The organism is Rhizobium sp. TH2, assembly GCF_024707525.1.
Taxonomy (GTDB): Bacteria; Pseudomonadota; Alphaproteobacteria; order Rhizobiales; family Rhizobiaceae; genus Rhizobium_E.
On the sequence record NZ_CP062231.1, the window covers coordinates 2,884,675 to 2,902,798 of the forward strand.

General features: G+C 54.5%; 14 protein-coding genes and 3 pseudogenes. 5 read left to right on the forward strand and 12 right to left on the reverse strand.

Annotated elements, in window-relative coordinates; all coding sequences use genetic code 11:
• The 12 genes and pseudogenes from IHQ71_RS14370 to IHQ71_RS14420 all read right to left on the reverse strand — a co-directional run bounded on the left by IHQ71_RS14370 (position 1) and on the right by IHQ71_RS14420 (position 13,807).
• Positions 1–1,305 carry an O-antigen ligase gene (locus tag IHQ71_RS14370; RefSeq protein WP_258162644.1) on the reverse strand — a complete coding sequence of 435 codons (1,305 nt, stop codon included), beginning with the start codon at positions 1,303–1,305 and terminating at the stop codon, positions 1–3.
• Complete coding sequence (locus tag IHQ71_RS14375) at positions 1,302–2,261, reverse strand: glycosyltransferase family 2 protein (RefSeq protein WP_258162646.1); 960 nt, start codon at positions 2,259–2,261, stop codon at positions 1,302–1,304. The genes IHQ71_RS14370 and IHQ71_RS14375 overlap by 4 nt, the downstream gene beginning before the upstream one ends.
• A gap of 47 nt (positions 2,262–2,308) precedes the next feature.
• Complete coding sequence (locus tag IHQ71_RS14380; protein ID WP_258162647.1) at positions 2,309–3,391, reverse strand: glycosyltransferase; 1,083 nt, start codon at positions 3,389–3,391, stop codon at positions 2,309–2,311.
• On the reverse strand, positions 3,388–4,062 hold the full coding sequence (locus tag IHQ71_RS32055) for a glycosyltransferase family 4 protein (RefSeq protein ID WP_374990024.1): 675 nt from the start codon (positions 4,060–4,062) through the stop codon (positions 3,388–3,390). Before IHQ71_RS32055 ends, IHQ71_RS14380 begins: the two co-directional genes overlap by 4 nt.
• Positions 4,063–4,668, reverse strand: a pseudogene (locus tag IHQ71_RS32060) (glycosyltransferase); the annotation flags it as partial.
• A 68-nt stretch (positions 4,669–4,736) separates the two neighbouring features.
• The gene (locus tag IHQ71_RS14390) at positions 4,737–5,744 is read right to left on the reverse strand and encodes a glycosyltransferase family 2 protein (RefSeq protein ID WP_258162648.1); all 1,008 of its coding nucleotides are present in this window, start codon (positions 5,742–5,744) and stop codon (positions 4,737–4,739) included.
• Between the two features lie 23 nt (positions 5,745–5,767).
• A complete protein-coding gene (locus IHQ71_RS14395) occupies positions 5,768–6,577 on the reverse strand; it encodes a WecB/TagA/CpsF family glycosyltransferase (protein ID WP_258162649.1) in 810 nt (269 codons plus the stop codon).
• Positions 6,578–6,752: 175 nt separating this feature from the next.
• Positions 6,753–8,117 (reverse strand): UDP-glucose/GDP-mannose dehydrogenase family protein, encoded by a 1,365-nt coding sequence (locus IHQ71_RS14400; protein WP_258162650.1) that lies wholly within the window; start codon positions 8,115–8,117, stop codon positions 6,753–6,755.
• 10 nt (positions 8,118–8,127) lie between these two features.
• Entirely contained in the window at positions 8,128–9,093 is a 966-nt protein-coding gene (locus IHQ71_RS14405) for a UDP-glucuronic acid decarboxylase family protein (protein ID WP_258162652.1), read from the reverse strand.
• A 50-nt stretch (positions 9,094–9,143) separates the two neighbouring features.
• Positions 9,144–9,839 (reverse strand): sugar transferase, encoded by a 696-nt coding sequence (locus IHQ71_RS14410; protein WP_258162653.1) that lies wholly within the window; start codon positions 9,837–9,839, stop codon positions 9,144–9,146.
• Between the two features lie 1,175 nt (positions 9,840–11,014).
• The gene (locus IHQ71_RS14415) at positions 11,015–13,144 is read right to left on the reverse strand and encodes an AAA family ATPase (protein WP_258162655.1); all 2,130 of its coding nucleotides are present in this window, start codon (positions 13,142–13,144) and stop codon (positions 11,015–11,017) included.
• 351 nt (positions 13,145–13,495) lie between these two features.
• Positions 13,496–13,807, reverse strand: a complete 312-nt coding sequence (locus IHQ71_RS14420) for a hypothetical protein (RefSeq protein ID WP_258162656.1) — start codon at positions 13,805–13,807, stop codon at positions 13,496–13,498.
• Positions 13,808–14,131: 324 nt separating this feature from the next.
• Here IHQ71_RS14420 and IHQ71_RS14425 point away from each other — a divergent pair.
• The 5 genes and pseudogenes from IHQ71_RS14425 to IHQ71_RS14445 all read left to right on the forward strand — a co-directional run.
• Positions 14,132–14,508 (forward strand): annotated as a pseudogene (locus IHQ71_RS14425) (IS5 family transposase); the annotation flags it as partial.
• A gap of 161 nt (positions 14,509–14,669) precedes the next feature.
• A pseudogene (locus IHQ71_RS14430) lies at positions 14,670–15,355 on the forward strand (IS5 family transposase); the annotation flags it as partial.
• Between the two features lie 488 nt (positions 15,356–15,843).
• Entirely contained in the window at positions 15,844–16,287 is a 444-nt protein-coding gene (locus IHQ71_RS14435; protein ID WP_258162658.1) for a hypothetical protein, read from the forward strand.
• A gap of 490 nt (positions 16,288–16,777) precedes the next feature.
• Positions 16,778–17,593 (forward strand): DUF2189 domain-containing protein, encoded by an 816-nt coding sequence (locus IHQ71_RS14440; RefSeq protein ID WP_258162659.1) that lies wholly within the window; start codon positions 16,778–16,780, stop codon positions 17,591–17,593.
• Positions 17,594–17,662: 69 nt separating this feature from the next.
• The gene (locus IHQ71_RS14445) at positions 17,663–18,049 is read left to right on the forward strand and encodes a cytochrome c family protein (RefSeq protein WP_258162660.1); all 387 of its coding nucleotides are present in this window, start codon (positions 17,663–17,665) and stop codon (positions 18,047–18,049) included.
• Positions 18,050–18,124: the final 75 nt, after the last annotated feature.

Below are 18,124 nucleotides of genomic sequence, written 5' to 3' on the forward strand. Positions count from 1 at the left end.
TCAAGATTTCACTTCCGGATCCGGCCCCGCGCCGTGCATGATTTCCTGGCCGGCGATCAGAGCCGACACATAGAGGAAAAAGAAATCGCCCCGCGTGATATCCGCCCAACCCGTCGTCTCAACAAGGCAGAGCAGCATCGAAAATCCGCAGAATCCCAAATAGAGACTTCCGAATTTCGTGACGCGCGACAGGCTCACGGCCGAGAACAAATTCGCCATGAGCCAGGCAGCGAAAAGACCCGCGCCTATCCAACTAACGTTAAGCGCCAGACCAAGGAACGCGTTGTGTGGCGAACGAACCGACCAGAACAAGGATTCCTGAGCGTCAATAGCGAACGTACCAGGAAGGAAAGGTGTTCCGTATCCGGTGCCCCAAAACCCATTGGTTTCAATGATCCGCAAGAAATAGGGCCAAACCCGGTCCCGGCCCGAAAAAGTGGAGTCGCGCCCCACCAGTTCCAGCACATCGGCGAAATATGCCCAAATGCCGAACACCACCGGCGCTGCGCAAATGGCGATGAGCAGCCACGTCAGGATGGCGTTTCTAGTCATGGTTCTCAACGTGACGACACCCGTCACCAACACCACGGCGGAACCAAGTGCCAGAATAGCAGTTGACGAGCTCGATTTTAGCAGGACGACAACCGCAAGCACTAGCATCAAGGTCCTGGCCATGGTGCCATAGCCTAGTCTGCCGGCGGCATAAAACACGAGCAATGCGTAAAATGCAGCAAACGCGCCGAACGGGTTCTTGTGAACGAAAAAGCCGCGCCAAAGCCCCTCATGAAAACCGGCCATCAATGTAACGTTAACGTGGGCAAGGGCTGCGGCGACCGACAGCAGAAGCACCAGCGTCGAGGCCACGATGAGTTGATTGAGAACGAGCCTGCCACTATACTTCTCGACGTAGTATTGGAAGAAGACGACAGAGGATACCAAGGATAAGACGGTCTTGAAGGTCAACGACTCGCTTATCGACCAAAGCACAGAGAATCCGGTAAGCATCATGAACAGAAAGAGCACGAACTGTTGGAACGACCAGGTCCAGGTCAGACGCCTCGCAGCGATGAAAGGCCAAATCAAGCCCATGTAGCAGGCATACCGGTGCAAACTCGCAAAAGGCCTTTCGAAGCCGGCGCCTGCCTGTGCATCGGTGGGCCATACCCAGATCGAATTGCAATAGAGAAACAGGCACAGAAACAGAGCAAAATCGCCATATCTGATCAGCGCTGCGTCGGACGGCTGGGGGCGACTATCAACTGATACGCCCGGGTATGAAGCTTGCGCCATGGTCTCGTCTGTCACTGCGATGCCTCCCGTTCCCGCGCGGATTTGGATCTGGCAAGAGCAGACCAGCATTTCACAAACAGAGACTTAATGATTGGCGGGTAGGTGAGCACCCCCTGAAATACATAGAATGCTCCGATCGGCTTTCTTTGGCGAAGCAATTGCTCGCCCACGTAGTAAACCAGCATCTCGGCCTTCACTTCACCGCTCAGATACCGCGCGTGACTCCGCATCCAATCGAGCGTTGGATCGACCGATTTCAATTGCCCTACCCTATCACCGCCGTCGTGATCCAAATAAACGACGGTCTCCTTGTCGCAGTATATGAAGCGCGCGCCCGCATCGCGCATACGCAGCAGGATGTCTACGTCCTGATGCCTCTTGCAGGCCGCATCGAACCAAACCTTTTTGAAGAACTGCGTCGGCGCCAGCAAGCCGCTCGTTTGCATATAATTTTTCTCGACAAGCAGGTAACGGGCCAAATCATCGCGCGTATGATCGAAGGGCCTTTGGGGATGATACATGGAAGAGAATTTTCCCCTCCGCTCTATCCTGTTATAGATGACCCAATTTCCTTGCGCGTCTGTGTCTCTCGTCAAATCGAGCTGGCTGGCCAGCTTTGTGGGATGCCACCAGTCATCCGAGTCCAGTAGAGCTACATATTTTCCCGTCGCAGCTTCGATTCCTACGTTTCGCGCATGCGCACCGCCGGAATTCTGAGCAAGGCGAATGACTCTAACTCTGGCGTCCCCGATTGCTTCCAACGACGACGCGGCGCCATCCGTCGATCCGTCATCGACAACAATCACCTCGATCGACTTCATTGTTTGTGCCAGCGCGCTGCCCACAGCTGTTGTCACCATATCTTTACGGTTGTAGCATGGGATTACGATCGAAACCTCAGGCGCGCGTTCGCGAGCAGCCGGCTCCCGATCGGCTTCGTAGGCTTGGTTATTCGACTCGCTTGTTGCCATTGTTCTTAGCCGCTAAAATTGATTTCGAGTTGCCAGCTTACCCTTTTTCAGGGCGCCAAGGTTAGGATGCCGTCGGCCGGCTGCTGCATGAGCCGATAACGATTGAAGAACAGTGCCGTCGATGCCATCAAAGTTTGCGGGCTCGACAAGACCGCCATCAGCAACCGACTCCAACTTATCGACGCGCCGTCCATGGTCTTGCGTTTCGCCCTCGACAGAACCCAGAGAGCCATGGCGCGAAGGGTTCCTGTCTGGCTTCGGCTCTCGAGAACGCGAAGTGCATCGTTGATCAAGCCGCCGATTGAGGCCTTGGGACTGCAGTCTACGGCATAGTTGAGAGTGAGTAGTGCGAGAAGATCGCGCCATTTCACCGGCAGGCCGTCGAAATCCGCCGTTTCGATCGGTTTGGTCCGGCCGAGAACGGGATCCGCCCCACTCCGCCGCCGCATTTCGGTGCAGTAGAGCGCGTAGACGATCGACATGATCTGCTGTTGGATTTTCCTCTGTGTAACGCTCGACGAATGGATGCGATAGTCGAGGACATAGCTCGGCAAATTCACGATCTTGCCGTCATCACACACCCTCAGCCAAAGATCGTAGTCCTCTGCCGCGAGAAATGCCGCCCGGTATCCGCCAAGCTTCAGGATCGCGGATTTTCTCATCATTGCTGCAGGATGGACGACAGGGCACATATAATCCAACCAGAACTTGTTCGCAGTCGAGCTCCTTGGAAGCGTCCGCTCAAGAGTCTTACTCCCGTTCTCGTCGATGTGGCATACCTGTCCTCCGACGACGGCAACCTCGGGATTTTGCGAGAGATAGACCGCCTGCCGATGGAGCCGCATCGGCTGCGCGACATCGTCGGCATCCATTCGGGCGACAAATTCATGACTAGCGATGCTCAGGCCGAAGTTCAGCGCCGAAACGAGGCCGCTATCGGGATTTCCGGCTACAATCACCCTGTTGTCGATTGCCGCCAATTCCTCAAGATATTCCAGCGTGCCATCGGTCGACCAATCATCAATTGCGATCACTTCCAATTCCACCGCATCCTGCGAGAGAATGCTGGAAAGCGCCTCCTTAAGATATGGGAGACCGTTCTTTACGGGTAATAGAACCGAAACGTTCATGCTGGCGCCCGCATGTTTGCATTAAATGCAAGCGACTTCGGATCTCGGGACCGGCGCTCTCCAAGAACGGAAGCATAGATCTCCGACAGTCTCTCGAGGTTTTCCTCTTCAGTGTATTTCTTCTCGAATTCTTCCCGCGCATTTCTGGCCATCGTCTGGCGATCAAAATGTGGCGAAAAATACTCCCTGACGCGGCTACGAAGGTCATCCGGATCGCCCGGCTCAAAATGCAGGCCGTTGTGCCCATGGGCAACGAGTTCCTTCAGGCTCCCAATCCTGGAAGCAATGGCAGGCACGCCATAGGCCATTGCCTCGATCACGGTCATGCCAAACATTTCGTTCCAGATGCTTGGCACAATTGTAACCTCTGACTGGGAGAGCATCTCGCCAACAGCTTTCGGCGAAACGAACCCTGTAAACTTGATCGCTGCGTTGTCCTTAGCCTGCTCCCTCAAATTGCTCTCTTCCGGTCCGGTGCCGACGATGGTCAGCGGCACGTCAATTCCTCGCCACGCCTCGATCAGCGACTTGACGCCCTTTTCGGCGCTAAGTCTGCCGATGTATATGGCACCACTCCTGGTCTTCCAGAGAGGATGAGAAACCGGGGCCCGAACAAAATTGGGTTTCAGGCAAATACGCTCAGCAGGAATGCCACCGTCATGAAATTTCATTCTGGCGAATTCACTTAGTACAATGAATCTGTCAACTTTTTTGGACCACGTACCAAGGTATTTGTTGACGCCTATGTTGGCACACGTTGCCAGGGAAGCGACGTAGGACGACCGATAACATTTATGGAGAACACCGTTGAGAGGAGATCCTGTTATGCAGTCCTCGCATATTTTTCCGTCACGAAGCAGGAAGCTGTTGGCGCACAAAATTCGAAAATTATGCAATGTGTGCACGACTGGAACGCCTGCCGTTGAGCATGCATAAAATATCGAAGGGGAAAGAATGGGGAACGTATTATGGACATGCACAATGTCGGGCTTCGCCGCAGCGAGAGCCTCGACCATTCTGCGATGACCCGAAGGGCTGTAGGGTGTCTGCAATGCGACGGCCACATTCGACATCGTGCTTTGGAGGTCATGATTTGAAACACAAAGCGTCTCTACTTCATACCCCCCGCGTTCAAGCATCGACCGTTCCGCTTCAAAAACCGCGTCCTCTCCACCCCGTAGTTTATACTGGTTGTGCACAAGGAGTACTTTGATAGGCGTTGTCACATTGCCTCCGCGTTTTCGGGATGCTCGATCCGGCTCTAGGTCCTGCGCCATAACGCTGCCAACAGCGCTCCTGGAGTATTTTACGCTCTTCACGACTGGCAAAATCACCTCCGAACCCACTAGACCGCTGGCGGCCCGCTGACATTGTTGCTGGAGCGCCCCATGAGTAGGTCTCGCAAAGCAGTCTGCTGTTCGGAATTGCCGCGTCCGCGAAGCCTTTGCGCGAAAGCCTTAATCGCGATGCTTATGCTTTTTGCCCTGCCGAAGCCCACAATGCACCGAAAGAGGTAGAACAAAGAGCGCTCTGTGCTCACGCCGTTGCGGATACCCGACCATAGGAACCGGACTGCGGAGAGCGGGTCAGCGTAAAAGATTGAGTCGGATACGGCCAAAGCGCGGAAATAGATTGGAGCTCGCCCAAATGATACATTGGAGAGATACTTCAACATATCCTCATGCTGCTCAATGGAGCGATTTTGAGAAGCCCGGGTCGGATCCGCGAGATCGAAGAAAACCGAGAGCGGCTCGTTCAAGAATTGAATATTTTCAGCGACCTGCGTGCACGACAGGATGTACTGGCTATCATCCCAAATTCCGTATCTTTTATCAAACCTCTTGGACGCTGCGATCTCACGCTTTACGGTATATGAGTTCGCTTGGATAAAGTCGCCTGTCCTGAACATGTTCTCGGCGAGATTCCCCAATTTCACCCTCTGAATGTCCGGCAATATTTCGACACAAAAGAAATCATCCAACGACGAGAGCACGCGATATTGAGAATTAATCACTATGTCGGCACCAGAGCTGTCGATGAAGTCAGCAACACGGCTGAATTTGTCCAAGGACAACACATCGTCCGAGTCGAGAAAACTCAGATAGTCTCCGGTGCTTAAAGCCAATCCCAGATTGCGAGATTCCGAGAATCCGAGATTTACGTTGTTTCTGATACACTGTATTCTGTCGTCACCCAGATTCTTGCAAATGTCTTCGACAGGTATAGCCGAGCAGTCGTCGATGACTATGATCTCGACGTTTTTATAACTCTGGTTTACACATGACAGAAGCGCCCGCCGAAGCAAGACGGGTCTATTGTACACGGGTATGATGACCGAAAACTTCAGGTCCAAGATCTTCCCTCAGCGATCATTCATCAGGCTTGCCGCGCTCGCGATACGCTGCTTTTCAGATGGGACACCACGACCAATGCAAAAAACCTGGGTGCCGTCAAGAGATACCGCCTCCATAGCCGTCGAGGCTCCGATGCAAGCCGATACAGCCATTCAAATCCATATCGATGCACCCATGGCGCGGATGGCTTGACCGCGCCCGAAATAAAATCGAAAGCCGCGCCAAGACCGACCATCGTGGCGTTGACATGCGCGTGGTGCTTCGCCATCCAGCGTTCCTGTTTTGGGCAGCCAAGACCTACAAAGATCAGCTGGGCACCGGATGCCCGGATCGCGTCCAATTGGGCATGATCTTCTTCCTCGGAAGTTGGACCGAACGGCGGCGATATCGCAATCACAATCTGAAGGCGTGGAAATCGAAGATATAGTTCACGACGCAGCGCCTCGAGGACATCGTCATCCTTGCCGCCGACCAATCCGATACTGAGACCTTTTGCTTCGGCGGTTCTGCAAAGTTCCAGCATTAGATCCGCACCCTTAATCGTCTCAGCCACGCGAACCCGGTAAAGCAGTGCCCTGCAACGTTGAAGGATAGTGCTATCCGACAAAACGAGAACAGAATTGTTAACGATCAACAAATGCGCAGGATCATCGTAGCACATTACGCATTCCCTTGCATCGGGGACACAGCAATAGCCGGATTCTCCCGAGGCCGCACGGTCAATAATCAATTGCACGCCGTCAGGCCAGTCAATGTGGTCGAGTCGCATTCCGAGGACGGAATGCCACGGGGGCCGGACACCGCCGGTTCGCAGTTCCAGGCGGCTGCTCATGTAACCGCCCAGCAGTATTTCCCACTGGATGGGCTTTGAAGTGCAGGGCGGGGTATTACGGAATTGCGCCCACGTCCGCACGGGCAGCCAGTTCGAACTTTTCGCTGGGACCAGCACATCGCTGAACTCTCGTCCCTTCCAATTCGGAACTCTACATTGGAAAACGGCAGCGGCTTCATATCGCAGCAATCCTTCGCTGCACGGCGAGCGGATCGCGCAACGTCTGTGCCACGGCATTCTTGCGGCCTATGCACCAATAGTCGAATCCGGCAGCGGCGACCACGTTTTCCGAAAACAGGTTACGGAGATCGACAAAGACGGATGAGGCCATCCTTGAGTGCAGTGTGTTCAAATTGATGTGCCGGAATTCATTCCACTCGGTCATAAACACGACGGCGTCGGCTCCAGCAGCCGCCTCGAGCACTCCTCCGCAGAAGGTGACATTCGAGAATATCTTCCGAGCGTTATCCATCGCTTCAGGATCGTAGGCACGGATATGGGCTCCGAAATCCTGCAGCGCTTGCACGAGCGGAATCGATGGCGCGTCACGCATATCATCCGTGTCGGCCTTAAAAGCCAGGCCGAGGATCGCAATCGTCTTATTTTGGACCGAGCCGTTGCAGGCATCGAGAACGCGCAGCGCCATCGCACGCTTCCGGCTCTCGTTGACCTGTATTACGGTCTCGACCGTACGGAGTTCTACACGATAGTCGCGCGCAATCTTCGAGATGGCGAGGGTGTCCTTTGGGAAGCACGACCCGCCATAGCCCGGACCGGCATTGAGGAACTTTCGCCCTATTCGACTGTCGAGGCCGATGCCATCAGCTACGTCGCGTATATCACCGCCTACAGCTTCGCAAAGGTCGGCTATTTCGTTGATGAACGTGATCTTCATCGCCAGAAAGGCGTTGGCGGCATATTTCAAGAGTTCAGCCGAGCGACGAGAAGTGTGTAGCATTGACGCGCACTTGAAACTCTCGACATCGTAGATTTGTGAGACGATTTCCCTAGCCCATCCATCTTCTGCCCCGATGACAACGCGGTCCGGCCTGAGGAAATCGTCAATTGCAGCGCCCTCGCGTAAGAATTCGGGGTTGGAAACTACTGCGAAGCGGAACGGCCTGTTAGCGCTTTTAAGTATATGCTCGACTTCGTCGCCAGTCCCGACGGGAACAGTCGATTTATCAACCACCACCAGGTCCCCGCTCGCCTTCTCGCCGATGGCGCGAGCTACCGCATACACAGACTTCATGTCGGCGTGGCCATCCGTGGGACGCGGCGGCGTCCCGACTGCGATGAAGGCGGCTCGCGCACCTTTGAGTGCGCTCTCAAGGTCCTCTGTGAAGCTTAGGCGACCAACTGCCACGTTTGCCTTTACCATTTCCTTGAGACCCGGCTCGTAGATGGGAATGACTCCATTCCTGAGGGCCAGAACCCTGCGAGCATCATTGTCTACGCAGATTATGTGATGTCCAAGTTCAGCAAAACACGCGCCAGCGACCAAGCCGACATAGCCTGATCCGATGATTACTATTTTCATCCTACGCTCCCTACGCGATCTTCACGCCCTGAACGGCTTGGATCGCTACTCGCTCACTAAAATACTCAACTGTAGCCACAAGCCCCTCACGAAGGGCCACCTTCGGCTCCCAACGAAGATACTCCCGGGCCCGAGATATATCGGGGCACCGTTGCATCGGATCATCTTGAGGTTGCGGGACGAAAATCAGTTTTGACCGCGATGACACGGTCTCAAGCACGATATTCGCCAGATCACGGATGGTGAATTCCGCGGGGTTCCCGATATTGACCGGAAAAGAGACATTGTCGGGTGCGTTCATCAGCCGGATGATGCCTTCGACGAGATCGTCACGATAGCAGAACGACCGCGTCTGGCGGCCGTCGCCATAGATTGTTATGTTCTGATCCCTCAGCGCCTGAACAATAAAGTTCGAGACAACACGACCGTCTCCCGGGTTCATGCCTGGGCCATAGGTATTGAAGATGCGCACGACGCGAACGTTGATCGCGTGTTGCCTTTGAAAATCGTAGATCAGGGTTTCGGCGCCACGCTTGCCCTCGTCGTAGCAGGATCGGACACCGATCGGATTGACGTTGCCCCAATAGGGTTCGTTCTGCGGATGGACGAGCGGATCGCCATAGACCTCCGAAGTGGATGCCTGGAGGATTTTTGCGCCCCATTTCCTGGCATGCTCGAGCATGTTCAGCGTGCCGAGAACACTGGTCTTGAATGTGTATATCGGATCAGCCTGATAATTCGGCGGAGACGCCGGGCATGCAAAATTATAAATTTCATCATAGGCTCCGGCGACAGGATCACAGACCGATTGTTCGATGAGATTGAAGCCGTTGCGGCCGAGAAGATGGCCGATATTTGCTTTCGCGCCGGTATAATAGTTGTCAAGGCAAGTGACCTGATGACCTTCAGCCAACAGTCGTTCGCACAGAAATGCGCCCAAGAAACCTGCGCCGCCTGTAACAAGAATTTTTTTCACGAGTTGACATTCCCCACTCTAGCTCCTGCGAGGAGCCATCAAATTAAAGACTAAAAGCCGGTCCCCCCAAACAGCTCGTTCTTAATTGTGCACGCGATGATCTTGACATCCAGCCAGAGGGAAAAGTGCTGGATATAGTAGAGATCGCAGACTATCCTTTGGCGAGCCTTGCTCCCCTGGACAGTCGGCCCTCTGAGACCTCGCACTTGCGCGAGGCCTGTTATGCCTGGTCGCATCTTGTGACGCTGATGATAATTGCTCACCAATTCTTCATATGGTTTTCCGCAGGCGAGCATGCCGACCGGATGACAGCGCGGCCCAACCAATGACATGTCGCCGATCAGCACATTGAACAACTGGGGCAGTTCGTCGATGTTCGACTTGCGAAACCACGACCCAACGAGCGTCAACCTCGGATCATTTTCCACGGTCTGAGCCACGCCGGACGTGTCGCACTCTTCGAAGCGCATTGAGCGGAACTTGAGCACTTCAAAAGTTCGCTGGTCCAAGCCCCATCTGACTTGCCGGAAGAGCACGGGCCCAGGGCTAGTGAATTTAATCGCCAATGCGATAATGATGAAAAATGGCGACAGAACAAGCAGAGCGCCGAACGATACAGCAATGTCCACTGCACGCTTGAATATAAGCTGGCTCGGATAAGCTCCAAATTGGCGCGCATCAATATTTTCCTGTTGGGCAACAGGTTGCAACAACATGGAACCCATACCTGCATCCATCTCACTCATCTGGAAACACCTATCCACGGCCCTTAGACCAAGAACTCTACCGTTAACAATTAGTTAACAACAGGAACTACAGTATTTCTGCGCTATTGTCACCCCCATAGTTAGTCAATAGTTAACCGCGAAAGCTTCGTGCAGTTGTCATAAAACTTTATTGATCAAATATTGAGCGCGTCGCCGTCTAAACAGCAAATCACTTATGCCGTGATGCTCAAAAAGGAGACTCAGCGCCCATAGTAACCAATAGCGGACTCACTAGAACTATCCAGAGCGGCGCAATTTTTTATATGAATATCCCGCTTAAAGCCAGCCTATTCACCCTTTGCTACGACCAATTGCTGCCTAGGCACACTTTTTGCCAAAATGGAATCTGCGCCGACCATGCGTACTTTAAACAGACAATCTGGACAAGGCGGACGCTTCTACTGAATATATTCATTACGGCGGTATGAACATATGCCACGAGTGGGCGGTTCGCACGCTTTCGCGCATATTGAACTTGCTGTTGGGGTGAAAGAGCCCCGAAAGCTCAGGGCGCGGCAGGTAAGGTCCATGGCATCTGTCGCGTGCAAAAGTGTATCATGCCTAAGGCCTTTCGGAGCCTGAATCTGGGAGATGAAGCGGTCGCTGACCGAAGGAAATGAATTGCTCCAAGGTTGTCGCCGGCCCACTCGTTAGAAAACGGAGCAGTGACAAGCAGAACGGCGAACAAATTCTCGACCGAACGCCACTCCGGCGCTTGGTCGAATCCGAACACCCACCGCGACCGGCGGCGACGGTTTCCGCGACCGCCGCCAACATCGGGAGCTCGGCACATACAGCCATGAGTGGCAAGACAGTCGAGATCGATTGCAGAAGCGATCTGGTCCGCCGAGAGACATCGCCGGCAAGATGCAAGCTCTGGCGTGTCGGACCCGCGACCTCCGTTGGAACAATGAGATGTTACCCCAGGCCTCCGCTATTTTGCCCAGGCGGAACTCGATCACTCGCCGAAGCGATAACTTCCTCATTGGCGAACATCGTCCGGCGCTCGTGTCGAGCCAATCCGCAGATGTTGCCGATTGGCCCCGTCGACTACTGCGAGACCATCATCAAACCGCTGGATGTTTATCCCCTGTCGATCCGGCGCAGAAGGAGGAGTCTACGGCAACAGAAATACGCAAATCCCAAATACGATACTATTTTGTGTAATAACCCGAGTATCTGTAATATCCGGCAATCTTAGCTTGTTCTTTTTGATTGAGCACAGCGACGACGGGCGTGCCGGGTTGGGCGCTTTCAACCAAAGCGGCAATAGATTTCTTCGCCAACGATTGTGAGGTGCTTGCCCAGCGAACGATGAAGGCGATTACATCCGCGTGGCGCGCCAGATACAGGGAATCGACAACTGGATCGACCGGCGGCGTATCGATGACGACGTAATCGAAGTGTTTCTTCGCGGCAGCGAGGAGACGGGAAATTCTGTCACCCATTAGCAATTCATCTGTCGCTTGATCGCCTACCCTACCGCCAACGATAGCAGTGAGGTTGCTCAACGGATCCTTGATCGTGATCTTGGTGAAAAGCTGCGGTATCTCATTGCCGCGAAGCAATTCTACCAGTTCAGTGCTCGCCTCAAGCCCAAGCAGCTTGTGAATAGTAGGCTTGCGAAGGTCGCAGTCGATGAGCACGACCTTTTTTCCTGATGCGGATAGAGTTCTCGCAAGCGCAAGGGAAACGGTGGACTTGCCTTCACCAGGTTCGGTCGACGACACGAGGATGGTGATGCCGTCACGAGTTTCCAATGGTTTCCCGCCATTGCGCTTGAAAAGCATTTGCTCGATTTTCACCCTGATCCGGCGAACGCCTTCGGAAAACATCGATAAGGGCGCCGTTAACGTAAGGTCGGCAATCGAATGCGTCACTTCTCCTGCCAATTGACGAGGCATAACCGAAGCCAAAGGAACTCTCAGCACAGATTCAATCTGCTCGTCGTTTACAAAGCCTCCGATGAAATGCTCGCGCAAAATAGCAAAGCCAAAGCCGAGCCCGAGCGCAACGACGAAGGCAGCGATGAGTATGATCCGCTTGTCTGGAAATGATGGAATTGCCGGCACGAGGGCGGCCGAGACCACCCGGCTATCGGGAACCTGCAGGGTCGCTTGTGCATCAAGTTCTTGAATGCGTGCCAACATGTTCTGATATTGGGTACGTGCGATCTCGGAAGTCTGCTGCATCGAATAAATGTTCGTCAGGACTTCTGGAGGCAAGTTGCTGGCAAGGATTGACGTGCGAAGTTGCTGGCGCACATCGCCGGCATTCTTCTCCGCTGTCGCGATCTCCTTTTTGATCGAGTTCACCTCAGCGGCAGCGCGATTTTTGAGCGACTTCTCTACCTTCTGAAGTTCTGCACGAAGGTCCAGGGCGTCAGCACTATTTTCCGCCGAAAGTGCCAATTGGGAGCTGAGTTTCGCACGGCGCGACTCAAGCTGAGCGAAAGCCTCGTCCTGCAACGCTCCAATTATCGCCGAATAGTCCCCCGACTTCATGCTGAGTTCGGCCAATTGGATGGCGCCCGACTGCTCATTGCGCTCTTTCTGAATTCTTTCAAGTTCAGCGCGCAGGCGAGAGATGTCAGTCGACCCAGTCTCCTTTTCGATGCGATCGAGATTCTCAGTCAAAAACTGATCAAACTGCCTCTCACTGGCGACGAGTGCGTTGTTTGCCTCGTCAGCGCGTGTCTGCAGGCTTCGACGGCCGGCGACGACCTGAGAGATCTTTGACTGGATCTGCTGTTGAATATACGCATCGACCAGCGCGTTTGTCAGTTTTGCTGCCTTGGCAGGATCTTGGGACGTCACGGAGACCGAGATGAGGTAGGTGAGGCCGTCACGTGCAACATCGACTGATTTATTTAAATTGCCAAGGACGAGAGCCAACGCCCGCGATCCGGTCATCGGAGTGGATCGTCTCAGGCCTAGGCGTGTCAATAGGTCGCTAGCGGGTTTGAAGGACACGCCGAATTCGCTGTCATTCACGAGACCATAGTCTTGAATGACCTGTAGCATGACATTGTCGGTGGCAATCAGCGCGACTTCGCTATCGACCTTGAAGTTGTCGGTGTTCGAATACTGAGTGTCGGCCGCTGGCCTGAGCAAATCCTTGTAGCTCGGGTCGACCAGAACTTTGGCCGTTGCTGTATAACTCGGGGTAAGCGAGAGAGTAGCAAGTACAGTAAGCGCGAGGATGCCAATTACAACTGACACAATTATCCAGATCTGCCGCCTGACCAAACCCAGAATGCTCTTGATATCAATTTCATTTCCCATGCAGGTCTCGACGCTTTCCCTGGCCAGCACCTTACGAAAGGCGAGCCGTGTCTTGGTTACTAAAATATTTACGTATCAGAATTGCTGCGAATGAAAAGCTGCATGAGGCATGTTGGTTAACTTACAAAGCACCATCATTTCAGGGCTGACAAACCGATAATCCGGTCGAACACGGCGATGAAATCTGAGACGCTTTCGATTTAACCCGCCAATTGTGTTGTCGTTGCCGGGCTCGCACACCCAAACCAGCGATTGTGCTTGAAGCACACCTTCCGTTCGAGTTCGAGATGCGGTTTTGAGCGGAACCAGAATGTGACTGCCGCTGATGACGAGCGTTTGATTGCCGGGTCGTCACCGTGCATTCCAGCGCTTCTTTGAGAAACCAACTCTCTTCATTCGACGATACCAATCGCGGGCAGCATTAAATGCAAAGTACCACAGACCGCCAGTGACAGCACAGACAAGCAAGATAAACACGCTCTTGTCGATTTGACCTCCCTGGAAGGCCTCGGCCGCCAGATAGATTGGCCCCAGCACTGCTACAACACCCCAAACAACAAGGAGTCCGGCACAGGCCAGAACGCGCAGCCAATAAAAACTGACAACTACCCAAATCACAAGGCCACCGATCACCAGTGTGGCTACTTGCATTTCTACGCTCATACTACTTCTCCGGACGTCTTCGGGAGACTATCACGTGGTCCTTGGCAAAATGAAAGCATAAATTGACAATAGCGTTAAGCTGAGCCGCCAGAGTTTGGACAGTGTTCACCGATATGACTGCTGTCCAAATATTATGCGTGCATTTCAACTCCGCCTTGTCCCAATGAGATCGAAAGCAAAGCCAGTCTCGCCTTTAAGAACCGCCGATCACCTTCTGCCGAGGATATCACGTCGACAGATTGAACATCGACTTGATATGCCCCGGCCAGCGCTGCAACTGAACTCTCATCAAGACCGGGCCAGGCTGCGTGAATCTGCCAGCGCTCTAATATGATACACATGGCTGTGCGTGGTCTCGGCTGCCCGGTCCGCTTCACGCTGACCGCCGGCCAGAAGGGCGATGCGCCGCAAGCCGATACCCTAATCGAAGGCCTGCCGGCCGACATCGTCATGGCCGATACCGCTTATGACAGCGATCATCTGCGAGACGTCATCGCAGAGAAAGGCGCTGTGGCGGTGATCCCCAACAATCCGTCTCGCGCTCAAAAACATCCGCTGGACAAGCACCTCTATACTCAGCGCCACCTCATCGAATGCTGCTTCTCGAAACTCGAGCACTTTCGCAGAGTTGCCACCCGCTTCCCGCAAGAAATCACCGCGCAGTCGTCACAATCGCTGCTATCGACCTGTGGATCAGATAAATGTCCACACGACCTAGGGCGTAACGTTGGAATCTCACAATCCGACGCACCTTGTCAGCCGCTTCGCAACAGATGTCTCGCACTAGGCTCCAAACCCAATCAAACTATTGATTGTATTTTTGCCTTGTGATTCACTGCCATGACAATGGGAGCTTTGGATCATGGCAGGAGAGTTCTGGCTTAGCGATCAGCAGTGGGCCGTCATTGCGCCTCTGCTTCCGACCAATCAACCCGGCGCGCATCGCACTGACGACCGCCGGGTGATCAGCGGGATCATTCATGTGCTACGGTCGGGCTGTCGATGGCAAGATTGTCCTACCTGCTATGGACCGGCAACGACAATCTACAACCGGTTTCATCGCTGGTCGGCACGGGGAATCTGGCGTCGGTTGTTTGAGGCTTTGGTGCAAACCAGCGATCGGGATATCCATATGATCGACAGCACCACTGCCAAGGCCCATCGATCAGCGGCCGGCGGAAAAGGGGGGCGGATGGCGAAGCAATCGGTCGCTCGCGAGGCGGCAGATCGACAAAAATCCATGCTGTTGTCGATGGTTGCGGCCGTCCCATCGCACTGCGAATAACGCCTGGACAGCGTGGCGACGCACCCGTTGCCATTCCGCTGCTCGCGCCTCTGCCTCCGAGCCGCCTATGCGCCGCAGACACTGCTTACGACAGCAATGCTTTACGCGACTTCCTCATCAAGCGCGGCACCGAGCCGGTCATTCCCAACAACCCTACTCGAAAGAGGATGCAACCCTTCGACCCTGTCGCCTACAGGCGCAGAAATATTATTGAACGCACCTTCTGCCGTCTCAAGGATTGGAGGCGTGTCGCGACACGATATGACAAGCTGATGCTCAACTTCGCAGCGACATGCTACATCGCTGCTCTTGTCATCTGGTGGGCTTGATTGAGTCTGGAGCCTAATCCCCATCCAGGGCAACCCCGACGCGTGATGAACTAATTTATTGGCGCAGCCGCGACGCCGTCGCGACCGACCTACTTAGGGAACGTCCGACCCATAGGCTTGGCCAGCGCCACTCAATTGGCCAAACCGCGCGGTCTTCCGAGGCGTCTTGACCGCTTTTGGCGCGGAGCAGCAATCACGATCACGGTCGAATAGCTCGGTCCGTGGTTCTGCTCCCAACACCTCAAATTAAGGCGGCCAAGTCCAATTAGTTAGTAGTTTGCGGCAACTTGGGTGGGTTTGATCAGATCATAGTGTTTACTGTGCTGCGAGCTGCACATTTCTAGACAAAGCCCGTGTTTGAAGATAGTTTGCTGCGATGGCTAGGGGATTCCGTCCGGTTGAACTGTCCCACTGAGGATCTTATGACCCCTTTTCCTAAATTTGCCCTTGCATTCCTCGCTTTCTTAGTCGCGTCGACGTGGTCGGAGGCCGCTGATAAAAAGCTCCGTCCCAGCGGAACCGTCGATATTGTTCAGCGCCAGGCCGGTTACTATCTGACCGTCGGAATGGGAAAAGGCGTCCTGCATATTGGCGGCCATAGCTATCCATTTAAAATCAATGGCCTTGGGTTCGGCGGGACCGGCTTTGCTTCGATCAAAGCCACTGGCACGGTCTACAATCTTAAATCCAGGCGGCAGTTCGCGGGTCGGTACACCGCTACGAGAACTGGTTTTGTTGTTGGTAAAACCAGTCGCGGCAAGATGTGGCTGAAAAATTCCAACGGCGTCTATCTGGAGCTATCGGTCGAGCGCAACGGACTTATGCTAACGTTCGGTGTAGACGACCTCACCATCACTATGAAATAGCCTTTGTCGGCCAACGGAAAGCACGACGCCGCCATAGGGCGACAACGTCTTGAGCGTCTTGGACCGCTAGTGGCGCGAAGCTGCCGTGACAGGGGCCTTATGAAGAAATGATTTCCGCCTCTTGCTGAACGCATATGGTCTGAGGTTACAAGTCTCGGTGGTTTCAGGCCCCCGCAACCAAATCAAAGCCGTCACAGAAATGTGGCGGCTTTTTTGCGTCAAGCCCGGTCGCTCCCCAGGCTCAGAACCTGAAGGGTGAGCGGCCAGCAGTTCTCAATTAGATCTGCACTGAGCGGTGCCGCGGGGGCGTGCACCATTTCCCACATCGCAAAGGTCGATCGCTGGAATAGGCATCTTCCGTCCGGCCTCGCTGCCGAGGAGGCGACAAACCCGGCCGGATCTGATAATGTTCCGGTTGTGGTTCTGGCGGCGAACGCATGACGAGTCTATGTACGCTGCCAACGGATTGCGACTGGGAGGGAGAGACGCTATGGCGACATCTCATGTCATGGTCAACGCGCGCGGCGAATATGCGCGCCCCGTGGTTCGAAAGGTCGGCACCGCAGACATCATGGATGCGCTGAGGCTGGGGCTGGAAGACTTCAACGCGAAGCCATCGCACTACGTTTTTCTCTGTCTGATGTACCCGATCGCCGGCATCGTCCTGGCGTATTGGAGCGTTGGTGAGAACCTGGTGCCGCTGCTCTATCCCTTGATGTCGGGCTTCGCGCTTCTGGGGCCGATCGCAGCGCTCGGCCTTTACGAAATCAGTCGGCGTCGAGAGCAGGGGCTGGATAGCTCCTGGTTTCATGCGCTCGAAGTGCGCCACTCGCCAGCCATGCCGTCCATCATCGCCGTCAGTGTCCTGCTGCTGGTGCTGTTCATCGTGTGGCTCATGGTGGCCCAGCGAATCTATGTCGCAAGCTTCGGCGAGACTGCTCCGGCGTCGATCTTCTCCTTCGTGTCGGATGTGTTCACGACCCCGGCGGGCTGGTTCATGATCCTGTGGGGAAATATCATCGGCTTCTTCTTCGCCGTCGTCGTGCTCGCGACGACGGTGGTGACGTTCCCCCTGCTTCTCGACCGTCATGTCCGCACAGGCGTGGCGATCAATGCGAGCATTCGTGCCACCTTTGCCAATCCCTGGCCAGTGGCGCTCTGGGGCCTGATCGTCGCGGGCTTGCTCGTCGCCGGCATGATCCCGTTCTTTATCGGACTCGCGATCGTCCTGCCCGTCCTTGGTCATGCGACCTGGCACTTCTATCGCAAACTGATCGTCCCGATGGAGGAGGATGGAGCGCTCTGAGTATCGGGAGACGAGTTTGATTGAATCCGCCGTTTCCTGGAGGGACCGGTGCAACGGAGCGAGGGAATCATGCAGTGTCGTGCAATTTTCATCAGTCTGCCACTTGTGTTTGTTTCGGCTCTCGGTGGCCACGCGCAGGAGGGTGATGCGACAGCAGGCGAAGCCGTGTTCAAGAAATGCGCGGTCTGTCATGTGGTGGACACCGACAAGAACAAGGTTGGCCCGTCGCTGAACCACGTGTTGGGCCGCAAGGCGGGGACGCATCCGGATTTCAAGTACTCACCGGCGATGCTGGCCGCCGGCGAAGGCGGACTTGTCTGGGATGAAGCAACGCTGCGCGACTATCTCCACGATCCGAGGAAAAAGGTGAAGGGAACCAAGATGGTGTTTCCGGGGCTGAAGGACGAAGTCGACATCGCCAATGTCGTTGCCTATCTGAAGCAGTTTTCCAAGTAGCCGGGATGAGCGGCGCCTGATAAGGCATCTCAGCCCGTGGTTTGCACGTATGAGATGTTTATGAGATAATGCTAA